Origin of the sequence: Acinetobacter pittii (assembly GCF_034064985.1) — a bacterium.
Classification (GTDB): domain Bacteria; phylum Pseudomonadota; class Gammaproteobacteria; order Pseudomonadales; family Moraxellaceae; genus Acinetobacter; species Acinetobacter pittii_H.
The window spans coordinates 1,585,407-1,599,431 of sequence record NZ_CP139249.1 but is presented as its reverse complement, the minus strand read 5'-3'; the positions used below and the strand labels follow the sequence as shown (position 1 = coordinate 1,599,431).

Below are 14,025 nucleotides of genomic sequence, written 5' to 3'. Positions count from 1 at the left end.
TTTAGCCCGATAAACCTATTTACTGAGTATCTTCCTGAGCAAGTGCTGGATATTGTCTAATATGAGCACCTTCAAATTGGTATGCATGCATTAACTTTAAATACTCTGCTCTATGAATTTCTGATTGAGCTATTAGCAGCTCAGCCATATCCTGAGTTTTAGGATAAGTAGCCTGATGAGAGAGTTGTATAATTCGTTGATATTGTTCCGGACTAATAGGCCGAAGTAATGCTAAATATGACAGCACAAAAATACAGCCAATGACAATAACCACAAATAGGTTAAAACATTGATCAATTTTTAACTCAGACTTTAATTTAAGAAAATTTTGTTTGAATATGAGCATGACCTACCTCGAATTAGTGTAGTGTAGGGTTCAATACTCATAAGCACAAGATCAAACATCCAGTAAGGCTAAGAATCGTACCTTACTGGATCATAATACTTAGCTTATTAGTGAACGAATGACGGAAAAGTATAAAATTGCCGCAATAATCACCAAAACTAAAAACATGGCAAAAATACTTAACCCTTCTTCTGCATCTGCTGGATGCAACTCGTCTTCATCAGCAATTTTTCTCAATTCACCATCATAAACTTGATAAAACCAGTTTTTTTGTGCAGGTTCCAAATGCCTTGCAAAGTCAAATACTCTTTTGCGCTGAGCAAGACAATAATCCCCTAAATGGATCTCTTGATGAAAGATCGCTTCATCTAATAGTTTACGATGATAATGGGCTAGTTCTATGATTTGTTCCTCTCTAGGCGGAGTATCAAAAACAAAGCCGTCGATAGTATTTGTCATATTTTATTCTCCTTGTCTTTTATTCTCATATTGATTTTACTCAAAATTATTTGTGAATAATGTTTAATCATGTATCCTAATAGTGAATAAAGTGGTTTGCACCAATAGTTGACAAATCCATTAATTTGTAATATTAGTTTAACAATACTAAGTTAAATTAATTTAAAGGCAGTGGCCTTTAGAAAAAGTAATCATAATTACAATAAGGAGTTTTATATGATTCAACGTATCTCTCATCATGATTTAGAACATGTGTACGCAACTGCAGTAAACACAATTCACTCTCAAATGAATTTTCAGGAGGCAGTTGCACAGTTAGAAGAAGTTGCTCGCGCTGGGCACGGTAAAGCCGCACTGTTCTTAGCAGAATTGTATTATCAAGGTTTCCGTGTTGAACGTGACTCACTTAAAGCACAATACTGGCAAAAGTTAGCCACAATGCAAGCATAAAGAGACGTCACTTAGGTGGCGTTTTTTTTATGCCCGTAAAAACCCAAATTTATCAATTCATTTAAAAACTTTAGACACTTTAAATAGATGAAAGTAATTTCATAGCTGGAATATTTGTTTACGATTTGATACCTGTTTAAACTGAAATGTCATCTGATTTTTTTATAATAAGCAAGACAAGTTAAGAACCATTAAATTCACAATGAATAGTTTAAGTAATCTACAACCGGTTTCAAGAGACTTGATGATTAAGATTTATATTTTAAGAACCATGATGTATTGTGGGGTTCTTTGGGGTTTATTTCATCAAGGCTGGGCAATTAAATCAGATCAGGAAGATTTTATTTTCCCTTTTTGGCTCAATGGCTTGCAGGCACATCGCTATGCAAAAGAGCATTGGCCGCACTATAAACCTAGAAGAATTACCCCTAAAGACTTCCATGAGTCTTTGTTACCAACTTTAACTCGACTCAACGTTACTCCTGCTTTATTTAATTCCTCTCATAGAAAATTAAAGTTATCTACTCAGCAAATGCAACATTTCTTTTTTAAACATCCAAATTGGCAAGGAGCGTAAACTTTTCTTTAGGTTCTTAATCTCTATTAGAATGCTTTTTGAACGCTTGAGTGTAAAACTTGTATTTGAATGACTATCCAGTCTTTGCATTTTTATAAAATCAAGCTAATTTAAAACAAAATGATAAAACACAGGACAGAAGAAATGACAATTGTTGCACAAGTAATCAAGAACAAAGTAGAGCAAGATATTTTTACAATTTCTCCAGAAGCCACTGTCCTTGAAGCAATTAAAATCATGGCAGACAAAGGGATTGGTGCGCTTGTCGTAGCCGAAGGCGAAAAAGTTGTCGGAATTTTATCTGAACGTGACTACACGCGAAAAGTAACGCTTATGGAACGTTCTTCATATAGCACTACCGTTGCTGAAATTATGACATCTAAAGTGATTACAGTAAGCCTAAACAATACGGTTGAAGAGTGCTTACAGCTCATGACAGACCGCCACTTACGTCACTTGCCTGTACTAGACAATGAAAAATTAGTTGGATTTATCTCTATTGGTGACTTAGTAAAAGCTGCAATGGAAGATCAGAAAAATCTTATTGAACAATTAAAACAGTACATTTCAGGTTAAGTATTTCACATAAAAAAATGGGCATTTATATGCCCATTTTTTATTGATATAAAACTTAAAGATAGTCATTAATTAAAGCGACTAAACGCTCTAGTAAGTCATCAGCCTGTGCTTGAGTCATGTTAATTGGTGGCAATAAACGAACGACAGAACCTGCTGTCACATTAATAATCAGCTTATGTTGGTCACGAGCAATTGCAACGAGCTCAGCACAGTCTTTAGGTAATTGAATACCAATCATCATACCAAAGCCACGTACTTGCACATTTTTATCTGCCAATTGCGCACGTAATTGATCAACAATATAACCACCAACAACTGCCGCGTTTTCTACAGCATTCTCTTTTTGGATTGTATCAATTACTGTATAAACCACACGAGAACCTAACACTGTGCCACCGTAAGTAGAACCGTGACTACCAGGTCCTAATAGGCCTACAGCTTTACCTTGTGTCATTACAGCACCTACTGGAAAGCCATTACCCAGCCCTTTTGCAGTCGTAAGAACATCAGGCACAATATTTGTGTGTTGATAAGCAAAATACTTACCTGTTCGGCCATTACCAGTTTGGATTTCATCTAACATCATTAGCCAGTTATGTTGATTACATATAGTGCGGACTTCTTCAAGATAGCTAAAGCCTTGAGGCGCTGTATTAATACCACCCTCACCTTGAATTGGCTCAATCAAAATCGCAACAATATCTGGGTGCTGCAAAGCAGCTTCTTGAATTGCATCTACATCACCAAATGGCACACGAATAAAATCATGGGTTAAAGGAGCAAAACCATCTTGTACTTTCTTATTACCAGTAGCTGAAAGTGTTGCTAAAGTACGACCATGAAATGATTGCTCTGCCACAATAATCTTTGGGGAGCTTACACCTTGTTGAGTACCAAATTTACGAGCAATTTTAATGGCGCCTTCATTTGACTCTGCACCACTGTTTGAAAAGAAGATCTCTTCCATCCCTGAAACTTCAGCAAGCTTCTGAGCAGCTGCCGTTTGCCAAGGAATCTCAAATAAGTTACTCGTATGCACAAGTGTTGCAGCTTGTTCAGCAATTGCTTCTGCAATGACTGGATGCGCATGACCTAAACCACATACAGCAATACCGGTTAAAGCATCTAAATACTCTGTGCCATCTTCGGTATATAAGTATGCCCCTCGGCCTCGTACAAAACTGATCGCTTGGCGACCATAAGTAGCCATTAAATGTGATGGTTGATCAGGTTGTATTGGAGCTAGGGTAATATCATTCATAACGAACTCTGTCTGTATGAGGTTTTAAGAAGGGTTTATATAAGCAAAAACTGGCCCTGATGAAAAGTCTCATCATTCATTTATCTAAAATTTCGTCCGCTTTTTGCTATCACTTCGGTTTATACAATAAAATATTGAATATTCAATGCAACTTTAAGTAATCAGGTGGTTTGCAAAGCGATGTAAACACCCCCTATAATGCTGCTAGATTAGTTGAGGATCTCTTTATGACTGAACAAGCACGTGATACTGAAGCGTTAATCCGCGATCAAATTGCGAAGCATCCCGTTTTACTTTACATGAAAGGCACTCCACAGTTTCCACAATGTGGTTTCTCTGCACGTGCTGTAGAGGCGCTCAGTCAAATTGGTCGTCCATTTGCATATGTAAATATTTTGGAAAACCCTGATATTCGTGCAACATTACCAAAAATTGCGAACTGGCCTACATTCCCGCAACTTTGGGTAAATGGCGAACTTATTGGTGGTAGCGATATCATGCTTGAAATGTTCCAAAATGGCGAATTAAAACCATTAGTTGAACAATACAGCGCAGCGCCAGAAGCGTAAATAATAAAAAAGCCAATCAACAGATTGGCTTTTTTATACTCTCAAATTTAACGATCACTTATCCCAACATAGCGAAATAAATTTTCTACACCTAAATCAGATTTCAAAATAATTAGATTTTCATAAGCAGTTGTCGTTAATGCTTCAAATACATTCATATCTGGATCTTCGTGCAACTCATCTACATTCTGGTTCATACCTTCTTCAAATCGATCAGCAACAAATTCGAACCCTAAATCCATAGCAATAAATAAAGTATGTTCACACGGCTGAATATATTGTTCTTGCGCCCAGTCAATTATCGCTTGTTTACAAAATGGACATTCAATATTCGCCAAGGCATCGTTAAGTTCGATCAGTTGATAAGACATGAAATTTGAGGATAGAGAAAAATTGTAGTGTAAAAGAAATTAATTCAAACTTCTATAAAAGGCTAGAATACTGATCAAAACAACACACATTAAAATTACAAAGTAATTACAATATAATTTCAAAATTCTATTTTTATTTAAAGGGTTAGTTAATTACAAATAATTTAATTTAAGAATTATCGTTGCAAAAATAATAATGTAAAATCGTTGGTGTTGCAGAAATAGGATATTTTAATGCTCACTGATCTTGATGATTTTTATTGTTTTGCTCTCGTTGTTGAGCATGGTGGCTTTAGTGCTGCTGAACGTGTAACGGATATACCAAAATCAAAACTAAGTCGTCGCGTGTATAGTTTAGAAGAAAACTTAGGGGTTCGCCTCATTCAACGTAGTTCACGTCATTTTGCTGTTACAGATATTGGGATGGATATTTATAGACATGCTCAAGTCATGATGAATGCTGCACAAGCCGCACATGATCTGGTTGATCATCTAAGCATTCAACCTAGAGGTGTTGTTAAAGTTAGTGTTCCAGTTGATGTGGCTCAAAATCAACTTCCTAAAATTTTGCCTGCTTTCTTAAAAAAATATCCAGAAATTCGTTTGCAACTTATGGTTAGCAATCGTCGAGTAGATGTTATTAATGAAGGAATTGATATTGCGCTACGAGTTCGCTCAAAACTAGATGATGACCCGAGTTTAGTTCTTAGACAATTTGCTCTTATAGAACAGAGCCTATTTGCAAGTCAGGCCTATTTAAATGAGTTTGGTGATATAAAAATTCCTGAGCAGCTAAGCGAACATCGTATTTTAAGTCTTTCTGAAGAACACCTTGATCAGCAATTCCTTTTGCATGGGCCAGACAATCAGCAAAAGAAAATCAAAGTCAGCCCTACCATAATGGGTACAAACATACACATGTTGGCGCAGTTGGCGAGTCAAAACTGTGGTATCGCTTTGCTTCCAGAGAGTGCGGCAGAAGATTTTCTAAAATCTGGACAACTTGTGCAAATATTACCAGAATGGAAAGCTCCTCACGGTATATTACATGCTGTATATCCATCACGCCGAGGGTTACTACCTGCTGTACGAGTATTTATCGATTATTTGGTAGAACACCTATCTGAGCATTAAAACAAATGAAAATAAAAAAGTTCGATAATTATCGAACTTTTTTATTTTCAAATTGCAGGATAATTTCCTACACCTTCAGGCCATGGTGTTAATAACTCAAAGCCTGTATCAGTTACAGCAACCATATGCTCCCATTGAGCAGATAATGAAAGATCTTGGGTAATAACAGTCCATCCATCATTCAACTCTTTCACTTGCGGTCTGCCCGCATTAATCATCGGTTCAATGGTAAAGACCATTCCCTTCTTTAAAACTAAACCTTGGCCACGTTGCCCATAATGTAGAACATTGGGTTGTTCATGATAAACCTTACCAATCCCATGACCACAATATTCTCGAACAATGCTATACCCTTCTCGGTGAGCAACTGACTGAATAGCGTAACCGATATCACCTAATGTAGCTCCCGGTTTAACGGTATGAATACCAGCAACCATCGCCTCATAGGTTGTTTCAACAAGTTTTTTTGCTTGCGGGTTTACATTACCCACAAAATACATGCGGCTCGTGTCACCAAAGTAGCCGTCTTTAATAATTGCGACATCAATATTGATAATATCGCCATCTTTTAAAATTTTATTCGGCGATGGAATTCCATGGCAAACCACTTCATTTACTGATGTACATATTGTTTTAGTAAAACCATGATATCCCACATTCGCAGGAATAACTTTTAGAGTATTTACAATATAGTCATTACACAGGTTATCTAAATATTCAGTAGATACACCCGGTTTAATATATGCCCCTATCATTTCTAAAACTTGTGCAGCCAAGCGTCCAGAAATTCTTAACTTTTCCAGATCTTGTTCAGTTTTTATTGTAACAGTAGAAGCTCTCATTCAGTTTTATCCTCGTAGACACTGCTTTTTACCACGCCTACAAAAATGTAAGTTAATTTAGAATATTCTAGAACGGATATAGGATAGGCTGGAAGCATTAAATGCCCAAATATTCAACATTCATAATAGAAATTTATACTTTTATTTTTGCATAATTTCTTTAAAAAGTCAGAGACAAAAAATGATTTCCTAATTTCTTTCAATGGTTTTTCAAATACATACCTTAACCAGTTGATATTTTTAATATCTACTAAAGGTTTTTATGCTCTGAAAAAAATCTTTTTCACATAAAATACCGCTTGATCATGATCTCTTTTGCTCTAAAATTCCTTCTTTTTTATTAATTTTAATTTATGCAACATCTTCGTACTGGAGATATTATTGCCCTAGGTTTTATGACCTTTGCTCTTTTTATTGGGGCTGGCAATATTATCTTTCCTCCCATTGTCGCTCAACAAGCCGGTGATCATGTATGGCTAGCTGCTATAGGCTTTTTGATTACTGCAGTTGGTCTACCTGTAATTACCATTATGGCACTCTCTCGTATGCAGGGTTCCATTGAAATTATTAGCTCTCCTCTAGGTCGAGTTGCAAGTCTGATTTTAACTGTAGTTTGTTATTTATCAGTAGGTCCTTTATTTGCAACTCCACGTACAGCTACTGTTTCTTATGAGATTGGTTTTTCTTCTTATTTTGGAACATCAAGTAGTAGCCTTTTAATCTATAGCGCAATTTATTTTTCATTTGTAACGCTAGTTTCTCTTTATCCAAACAAGTTATTGGATACAGTTGGACATGTACTCGCTCCGCTAAAAATTATTGCACTAGCAATTTTGGGCATTGCAGCAGTCATGATTCCGTCTGGTTATGTTCCTGCTCCAATCAACCATTACGTTGCATCTCCAGTTTCGGAAGGTTTCGTAAATGGTTATCTCACCATGGATACTTTAGGCGCATTAGTATTCGGTATCGTAATTATTCAAGCGATTTACTCTCGTGGTGTTACCGATAAAAAGCTAGTGACTAAATATGCAATTATTGCCAGTCTTATTTCAGGTGCTGGTCTTACATTAGTTTATTTAAGCTTGTTTAAATTAGGTTTAGGTAGCCATGAAGTTGCACCAAATGCAGCAAATGGTGCAGTAATTTTACATGCATATGTTCAACATGCTTTCGGCAATATGGGTTCACTATTCTTAACTGGCCTCATTTTTCTAGCATGTATGGTAACAGCGATTGGCTTAACTTGTGCTTGCGGTGAGTATTTTGCTCAGTTAACTAAATTACCTTACAAACTTTTAGTATTCATATTAGTTGGTTTCTCTTTCGTTATTTCTAACCTTGGTTTAACTAAACTTATTGCTGTATCAGTGCCTGTTTTAAGTGCAATCTACCCACCTGCAATTGTGGTAATTATGCTGAGCTTCTTTTGGAAATTCTGGCACAAGCCTTCTTTTATTGTTGGTTCAGTAACAAGTATTGCTTTTATCTTCGGGATTATTGACGGTCTTAAGGTTGCAGGTTTTGGCGATTATTTACCCGATTTCCTTCAACACTTACCTTTAAACGAACAAAACTTAGCTTGGTTGATCCCATCTTTAGTTGTTCTCATCATTACCGTAACGATCGACAAAGTTAAATTTAAAAATATTTAATCTAGTGTCTCTTTTGAAATCGAGTTTTACCCAAACATGATTTTATATATTGAATAAAATGCTGAGTTTATCCAACCAGCATTTTGTTTCCACACTAATTTGAATGACAAAACAATTATAGATATAATCAATTTTTACTGTAAAATTACACTAAAATAATTTTTAGCTTACTAGGAAAGAAGAGCAACAATGAAAAGTAAATATTATCTAACACAAGCAGATGCAGAGTTTTTAATGGAAGAAGCTCAAAAATATGCAATTGAACACAACTTTAAAGTTAGTATCGCTATTGTTGACGAAACAAGTTCTTTACTACTCATGAAACGTTTAGATGGCGCCTCACCTTTAAGTTCCCATTTATGTTTAGAAAAAGCAAAATGCTCTTCAATATCAGGTAGACCTTCAAAATTCTACGAAGAACTTCTGCAAAATGGTCGCTTAGGTTTTTTAAGTATGCCGAGTGCTCAAGGCATGCTAGAAGGTGGTAAACCAATTCTTTATGACGGCCAAATTTTAGGTGCAATTGGAGTTTCTGGTGTTCAATCTTTTGAGGATGCAGAAATTGCTCAACATGCCATTGACCTCTTTTTAAAAAAACAAAATAGCTAATCTGAACTTATTAGAAAAGAGAAATTATTGTACTTTTCACTTAAATATTTCTCTTTTCTAAAAAAGTAAGTATTTTATACAAAAATATTTAATATTTACTTTTTTAATACCTTAACCTTTTATAAACATAGAGTTTTTTATAAAACTGTTCAAAAAATTTTCTATTCACTATTGAATTGAATTAAAAATAGAAGTACAACATTAAACTTATTCTTGACTAAAACATTCAGTTTTAGCACAACCACAAGGAGGGATGGAGATGTTATCATTACATTTCAACAAACAAGTCTTCATTAACACTCTGAACAGCAAAGATTCAGTTGTTTATGGAGTAACGCCGCTTGCTCTTATGCTGACTTTACTGTTTCAAGGTATGATTAAGGGAAATCTGAAACCCGAATACTTTATGTATGCGATGGTCGTTTCTTTCATATTTTGTGTGTGGGCCTTTGTCGATCATAAGATGCGAAAATTAGCTAAAAGACGTCTTAGTCAACAAAATTTGAATTCTTAAAAAATGGATGAGTAATCATCCATTTTTATATATCTAAAAATAAAAAAATTGTTCCGATAACTAAAATAGCCGTAGCCAGTAATTCAGTCACAATCAAACCTATCATCATTAAAGACATCATCCATGAAGGCAAGCTAAAACGACCTAACTTGTGTGGACGTTTAAATTGATTTGTCGTGTCTTGTAAATAGCCATGTAGGATATAAACTAAAATGGAAAAACTAAAAAATAGAATATTAGCGAACACACACCACAAAGTAAGATTTTCATTTAAAACAGTAAAATAGCTTAAGGCAGCAAGAATTAAAGTAGCAGCTGCATATAACAAGCTACTCCGATGAGCGATATCTACATAATAATGCGCGCGACTTAATTCTGAACGGCGTATTTGCCAATATTTCCATACCCCAGTTAACATTCCTATCCATAAAAATATGCCACTAAACACAATAGCTAACTGTACGGCTTTCGGTAAATCCATCTTTTTTCCAATTGTTCGTTTTATTTAAATTTAATGAGCTGTATAACATAAATATTGACTTTATAGTCACACTTTAACCAAGTATCATTTTAGAACTCATATAAATTAAAGATATCAACAAACCAATCACTACGAAATATTATGGATAACACTTTTGAATCATTGTGGATGACCTGCAAAGATGGTTATCAACTTGCTGCACATTTTTATCCAGCTCAATCAAGACAACTAGACAATCCCGTGTTGATTTGTCCAGCCACAGGTATTACCAAAAACTTTTATCATTCTTTTGCTAGCTGGTTAAGTGAGCAAGGCTATGATGTATTAAGCTTTGATTTCCGTGGAATTGGAGACTCTTTGCATGGGCCGTTAAAGCAAAGTAGTGCAAGTATTAATGATTGGGGAACCCTTGATATCCCTTGTGCAATTGATACTTTATTAGGAAAAATCCAAGCACAACAAGTTACTCTTCTTGGTCATAGTGCTGGTGGGCAATTGCTAGGAATTGTGCCTAACTTTCATAAAGTAGCAAAAGTTGTTGCTGTTGCAGGTTCCACTGGCCATGTAAAGGGTCTCAAAGGTAAAACCAAGTTTTTAGCACCAGTAATGTTCAATGTTATCTTTCCCATTTCTAGTGCGTTTAAAGGTTATGGAGCAACTCAATTTATTGGAATGGGAGAAAACTTACCTAAAAAAGTCGCTCAACAGTGGCGTGAATTTTGTAGTCATCCCGGCTATGTGAAAAATGCTATTGGTAAAACTATTTTCCATGATTTTCATACTGAAATTATCTGCCCTATTACTTCTATTTGGGCAAGTGATGATGAAATTGCAACCGAGCGTAACGTTGAAGCTTTATTAAAGCTGTATCCGAATGCACCTACAAAAATGCTAGAGCTAAACCCTATCAAACTCGGCTATAAATCAATTGGGCACATGTTAATGTTTAAAAAATCACATCAAAAGTTATGGTCACTCTTGGAACAAGAAATTCGACACTAATCTTAATTAATCTGTTACTTTTTGCCTCTATACTCGTAATCCGGTATAGAGGTTTTTTTTAATATACGTATTCAACTTCATTATAAAATTCTTTTATTATCTTTATATCTATCATAAAAGATTAAAATATTATTTAGAAATTATCCTTTGTATTAAAAACAAGCATTTTTTACGTAAATACGTCGATATAGCTTTAAAGTTCTGCTATGGTAATTTATACGAAGCTGTTGTTTAAAAACGGTTAAATTAACCTATTTTTAATACAAACGGCTTCTTTTTTTCTGTTTTAGCTAAACCCAGAGATATTGTTCAAGGATAAATATGCTAGCACTAGAGCCTCGACATATTCATATGAATCAACATGCTGTTGATAAAACACATGCATTACAGTGTCTAGTAGATATATTGGAGAAAGATGGGTTAGTCACACCTGACTATATTACAGGACTCATTAATCGTGAAGAGCAAAGTGCTACCTATTTGGGTCAAGGCATTGCTATCCCCCACGGTACTCCCCAATCTCGTGAATGTATTTTAGAAACAGGTATCCGTTTAGCTCACTTCCCCGAAGGAATAATATGGGATGGTGAAAACAGAGTTTATTTAGCTGTTGTTATTGCAGCAAAATCAGATGAACACTTACAAGTCCTACAAATATTAACCCGAGCTTTAATGCATGATGTAAGTGAACAGGTAAAAAATGCGAACCAACCTGAGCAAATTATTGAAATATTACAAGCTCAGCCGTTATCTTTAAATTTACATGAAAATTTAATTCAAACTGAAATTGAATCTCAAGATATTGAAGATTTGTTTTGGTCAGCATCTCAAATTCTAAAAAAACACAATTTTGTAAAATGTGGTTTTCTAAGTTCACTTGACCCTGATCAAGTTATTCAACTACAAGATCAGATCTGGTCTATTTCAAGTAGTAAGTTTGTTCAACAACCAGCAATCAGTATCGTAAAGCCTCGCCATGCTTTAGAGCTAGATGAAAAAAAGTTAAATACACTCGTATGTATCGCTGCCAATGAACAATTAGATAGCCAGAGATTTAATCGACTGATTGATATTCTGTTTAATCCAGAGCAAGTTGCACAACTAGATCAAACACAAACACCAAATGAAATTGCCAAAATCATTGGGGCAGATGTTATTCCAGATTGGCCTCATCGTTCTGTTGTACTCGCTAATGCACATGGATTACATGCTCGACCAGCCACTCATCTAGTGAACTTAACAAAAAGTTTTCAAGGTGATATTCAGGTCGCAGTAGATGAAGGAAATTTTGTTTCTGCTAAAAGTTTGACGCGCCTCTTGGCTTTAGGATGTAAACGTGGACAAACTCTACGTTTCATTGCCGAACCAGAAACAGATGCAGTCGAAGGTTTAGATAAAGTTATTCAAGCAGTGCAACAAGGTTTAGGTGAAGAAGTTGAACCTATACAAACTTCTGATATAAAAATAGAGCCATCAAATAAAATTGAAGCTCCATCAAAACTACTTAGTTCAAATACGGGCATTGCCGCTTCAAGTGGTTTAGCTTTTGGGCCTGTTCATGTCATTAAACCTAAGGTTTATCAATATGAACGTATGGGTTCGAGCGTCAAAGTAGAAAAAGAAAATCTTGATATTGCCCTTCACGCTGTTAAAAACAATATTCACCAAGTTATTGCAAAATCCGAAGTGGCTGAAATTAAGCAGATCTTCCAAGCACATTTAGAAATGCTTGACGACCCAGATCTTATTAATGGTGTTATTCAAAAGATTAACTTAAACCTTTCTGCTCCTGCTGCTTGGCATGAACATATTGAAGCAGCGGCCAAAGAACAAGCAGCTTTACCAGACCGATTACTAGCTGAGCGTGCTACAGACTTACGTGATATTGGTGATCGCGTTTTGGCTCAACTCTGCGGTGAGGTCATCATCGAAGAGCCTAAAGAACCTTATATACTGATCATGTATGACGTAGGGCCAAGTGATGTAGCCCGCCTTAATAAAGATCGTGTAGCAGGTATTTTGACAGCTGTAGGTGGCGCAAGCGCTCATAGTGCTATTGTTGCTCGTGCTTTAGGTATACCTGCAATTGTTGGCGCTGGTGATCAAGTACTAGACATTGAACAAAAAAGCTCTCTTTTAATTAATGGAGATACTGGAGCTTTTATCTTAAATCCTAATGCTCAACAAATCGAACAAGCAAAACAAGAACGTGAGCATCAGAAAAAAATTCGTGAAGAAGCTGAACGTCACAGTCAAGAACCTGCGATTACTGTAGATCAACATCAAATTGAAATTGCTGCCAATTTAGGAAAAGTTCAAGCAACAGCCCATGCGGTAGAATGTGGCGCTGAAGCAATTGGCCTACTCAGGACTGAGCTTGTTTTTATGGCGCATAGTAGCGCTCCGAGTGAAGCTACCCAAGAAGCAGATTATCGTATTGTTTTAGATGCTCTTGCAGGCCGACCACTCGTAGTACGTACGCTAGATGTAGGTGGTGACAAACCACTTCCTTATCTTCCAATTGCTGAAGAAGAAAATCCATTTTTAGGATTAAGAGGCATCCGTTTAACTCTGAGACAGCCAGAGTTGTTGCGCCAACAACTTATTGCTTTGCTTAAAGCAGCAGATGACCGTCCTTTACGAATCATGTTTCCAATGATTGGCCGTGTAGAGGAATGGCGTGCTGCCAAAGCGATCCTTGACGAAGTTAAAGCGATATATCCATGCGCCGACTTACAAGTTGGTATCATGATAGAAGTTCCTTCGGCTGCTTTACTTGCACCTATCCTTGCTCAAGAAGTGGACTTCTTTAGCATAGGAACAAATGACTTAACTCAATATACTTTAGCCATTGACCGTGGACACCCTATCCTCTCGGCTGAAGCAGACGGCCTACACCCAAGTATTTTGCAATTGATTGATCAAACCGTAAAAGCTGCCCACAAACATGGCAAATGGGTGGGCATATGCGGTGAACTCGCTGCTGATCCAAAAGCAGTGCCTATTCTGATGGGATTAGGTGTAGATGAGCTTAGTATGTCACCGAATAGTATTCCTTTGGTTAAAGCTCAAATTCGTACACTCAACTACAGCAAAGCTCAGGTGCTTGCAAAGCGTGCACTAGAATGTGATAGCGCCTCTGCTGTACGTCAGTTATCCGAACAAGAAATGTAAAG

At 36.2% G+C, this 14,025-nt stretch carries 16 protein-coding genes; 10 read left to right on the top strand and 6 right to left on the bottom strand.

Features of this window, described 5'->3' with window-relative positions; translation table 11 throughout:
* Positions 1 to 19: 19 nt before the first annotated feature.
* Positions 20 to 346 (bottom strand): hypothetical protein, encoded by a 327-nt coding sequence (locus SOI76_RS07685; protein WP_104078811.1) that lies wholly within the window; start codon positions 344 to 346, stop codon positions 20 to 22.
* Positions 347 to 445: 99 nt separating this feature from the next.
* Positions 446 to 805, bottom strand: coding sequence for a hypothetical protein (locus SOI76_RS07680; RefSeq protein ID WP_002120892.1), 360 nt, complete (start codon positions 803 to 805; stop codon positions 446 to 448).
* A 216-nt stretch (positions 806 to 1,021) separates the two neighbouring features.
* Between SOI76_RS07680 and SOI76_RS07675 the strand changes: the two genes are divergently transcribed.
* The 3 genes from SOI76_RS07675 to SOI76_RS07665 all read left to right on the top strand — a co-directional run bounded on the left by SOI76_RS07675 (position 1,022) and on the right by SOI76_RS07665 (position 2,408).
* Positions 1,022 to 1,255 (top strand): hypothetical protein, encoded by a 234-nt coding sequence (locus SOI76_RS07675; protein ID WP_104078812.1) that lies wholly within the window; start codon positions 1,022 to 1,024, stop codon positions 1,253 to 1,255.
* Between the two features lie 202 nt (positions 1,256 to 1,457).
* Positions 1,458 to 1,832, top strand: a complete 375-nt coding sequence (locus SOI76_RS07670; protein ID WP_032053918.1) for a DUF2750 domain-containing protein — start codon at positions 1,458 to 1,460, stop codon at positions 1,830 to 1,832.
* 144 nt (positions 1,833 to 1,976) lie between these two features.
* The gene (locus SOI76_RS07665) at positions 1,977 to 2,408 is read left to right on the top strand and encodes a CBS domain-containing protein (RefSeq protein WP_032053919.1); all 432 of its coding nucleotides are present in this window, start codon (positions 1,977 to 1,979) and stop codon (positions 2,406 to 2,408) included.
* Positions 2,409 to 2,463: 55 nt separating this feature from the next.
* Here the strand turns inward: SOI76_RS07665 and argD are convergent, their stop codons facing one another.
* Positions 2,464 to 3,672, bottom strand: a complete 1,209-nt coding sequence (gene argD / locus SOI76_RS07660) for an aspartate aminotransferase family protein (RefSeq protein ID WP_104078813.1) — start codon at positions 3,670 to 3,672, stop codon at positions 2,464 to 2,466.
* Positions 3,673 to 3,899: 227 nt separating this feature from the next.
* Here argD and grxD point away from each other — a divergent pair, with 227 nt between their 5' ends.
* On the top strand, positions 3,900 to 4,241 hold the full coding sequence (gene grxD, locus SOI76_RS07655) for a Grx4 family monothiol glutaredoxin (protein WP_002120913.1): 342 nt from the start codon (positions 3,900 to 3,902) through the stop codon (positions 4,239 to 4,241).
* A 47-nt stretch (positions 4,242 to 4,288) separates the two neighbouring features.
* Here the strand turns inward: grxD and SOI76_RS07650 are convergent, their stop codons facing one another.
* Positions 4,289 to 4,612, bottom strand: a complete 324-nt coding sequence (locus SOI76_RS07650) for a hypothetical protein (protein WP_104078814.1) — start codon at positions 4,610 to 4,612, stop codon at positions 4,289 to 4,291.
* A 234-nt stretch (positions 4,613 to 4,846) separates the two neighbouring features.
* Here SOI76_RS07650 and ltrA point away from each other — a divergent pair, with 234 nt between their 5' ends.
* Positions 4,847 to 5,746, top strand: coding sequence for a LysR family transcriptional regulator (gene ltrA / locus SOI76_RS07645; protein ID WP_057075240.1), 900 nt, complete (start codon positions 4,847 to 4,849; stop codon positions 5,744 to 5,746).
* Between the two features lie 47 nt (positions 5,747 to 5,793).
* Here ltrA and map read toward each other — a convergent pair whose 3' ends face one another.
* Positions 5,794 to 6,588, bottom strand: coding sequence for a type I methionyl aminopeptidase (map, locus tag SOI76_RS07640; protein ID WP_032053925.1), 795 nt, complete (start codon positions 6,586 to 6,588; stop codon positions 5,794 to 5,796).
* 353 nt (positions 6,589 to 6,941) lie between these two features.
* Between map and brnQ the strand changes: the two genes are divergently transcribed.
* The 3 genes from brnQ (at position 6,942) to SOI76_RS07625 (ending at position 9,366) form a co-directional block, all read left to right on the top strand.
* A complete protein-coding gene (gene brnQ / locus SOI76_RS07635; RefSeq protein WP_104078815.1) occupies positions 6,942 to 8,243 on the top strand; it encodes a branched-chain amino acid transport system II carrier protein in 1,302 nt (433 codons plus the stop codon).
* A 189-nt stretch (positions 8,244 to 8,432) separates the two neighbouring features.
* Positions 8,433 to 8,852, top strand: a complete 420-nt coding sequence (locus SOI76_RS07630) for a GlcG/HbpS family heme-binding protein (RefSeq protein ID WP_032053927.1) — start codon at positions 8,433 to 8,435, stop codon at positions 8,850 to 8,852.
* 259 nt (positions 8,853 to 9,111) lie between these two features.
* Entirely contained in the window at positions 9,112 to 9,366 is a 255-nt protein-coding gene (locus SOI76_RS07625; protein ID WP_004791919.1) for a hypothetical protein, read from the top strand.
* A 25-nt stretch (positions 9,367 to 9,391) separates the two neighbouring features.
* Here SOI76_RS07625 and SOI76_RS07620 read toward each other — a convergent pair whose 3' ends face one another.
* A complete protein-coding gene (locus tag SOI76_RS07620) occupies positions 9,392 to 9,847 on the bottom strand; it encodes a hypothetical protein (RefSeq protein ID WP_104078816.1) in 456 nt (151 codons plus the stop codon).
* 141 nt (positions 9,848 to 9,988) lie between these two features.
* On the opposite strand from SOI76_RS07620, the gene SOI76_RS07615 reads away from it, so the two are divergent.
* Both SOI76_RS07615 and ptsP read left to right on the top strand, forming a co-directional pair.
* Positions 9,989 to 10,849 (top strand): alpha/beta fold hydrolase, encoded by an 861-nt coding sequence (locus SOI76_RS07615; RefSeq protein WP_104078817.1) that lies wholly within the window; start codon positions 9,989 to 9,991, stop codon positions 10,847 to 10,849.
* Positions 10,850 to 11,170: 321 nt separating this feature from the next.
* A complete protein-coding gene (gene ptsP, locus SOI76_RS07610; RefSeq protein ID WP_104078818.1) occupies positions 11,171 to 14,023 on the top strand; it encodes a phosphoenolpyruvate--protein phosphotransferase in 2,853 nt (950 codons plus the stop codon).
* Positions 14,024 to 14,025: the final 2 nt, after the last annotated feature.

Excerpts from the sequence above, each read along its gene's own strand:
- SOI76_RS07685 (WP_104078811.1), bottom strand. The coding sequence starts at position 346 with ATGCTCATATTCAAACAAAATTTTCTTAAATTAAAGTCTGAGTTAAAA.
- SOI76_RS07680 (WP_002120892.1), bottom strand. The coding sequence starts at position 805 with ATGACAAATACTATCGACGGCTTTGTTTTTGATACTCCGCCTAGAGAG.
- SOI76_RS07675 (WP_104078812.1), top strand. The coding sequence starts at position 1,022 with ATGATTCAACGTATCTCTCATCATGATTTAGAACATGTGTACGCAACT.
- SOI76_RS07670 (WP_032053918.1), top strand. The coding sequence starts at position 1,458 with ATGAATAGTTTAAGTAATCTACAACCGGTTTCAAGAGACTTGATGATT.
- SOI76_RS07665 (WP_032053919.1), top strand. The coding sequence starts at position 1,977 with ATGACAATTGTTGCACAAGTAATCAAGAACAAAGTAGAGCAAGATATT.
- argD (WP_104078813.1), bottom strand. The coding sequence starts at position 3,672 with ATGAATGATATTACCCTAGCTCCAATACAACCTGATCAACCATCACAT.
- grxD (WP_002120913.1), top strand. The coding sequence starts at position 3,900 with ATGACTGAACAAGCACGTGATACTGAAGCGTTAATCCGCGATCAAATT.
- SOI76_RS07650 (WP_104078814.1), bottom strand. The coding sequence starts at position 4,612 with ATGTCTTATCAACTGATCGAACTTAACGATGCCTTGGCGAATATTGAA.
- ltrA (WP_057075240.1), top strand. The coding sequence starts at position 4,847 with ATGCTCACTGATCTTGATGATTTTTATTGTTTTGCTCTCGTTGTTGAG.
- map (WP_032053925.1), bottom strand. The coding sequence starts at position 6,588 with ATGAGAGCTTCTACTGTTACAATAAAAACTGAACAAGATCTGGAAAAG.
- brnQ (WP_104078815.1), top strand. The coding sequence starts at position 6,942 with ATGCAACATCTTCGTACTGGAGATATTATTGCCCTAGGTTTTATGACC.
- SOI76_RS07630 (WP_032053927.1), top strand. The coding sequence starts at position 8,433 with ATGAAAAGTAAATATTATCTAACACAAGCAGATGCAGAGTTTTTAATG.
- SOI76_RS07625 (WP_004791919.1), top strand. The coding sequence starts at position 9,112 with ATGTTATCATTACATTTCAACAAACAAGTCTTCATTAACACTCTGAAC.
- SOI76_RS07620 (WP_104078816.1), bottom strand. The coding sequence starts at position 9,847 with ATGGATTTACCGAAAGCCGTACAGTTAGCTATTGTGTTTAGTGGCATA.
- SOI76_RS07615 (WP_104078817.1), top strand. The coding sequence starts at position 9,989 with ATGGATAACACTTTTGAATCATTGTGGATGACCTGCAAAGATGGTTAT.
- ptsP (WP_104078818.1), top strand. The coding sequence starts at position 11,171 with ATGCTAGCACTAGAGCCTCGACATATTCATATGAATCAACATGCTGTT.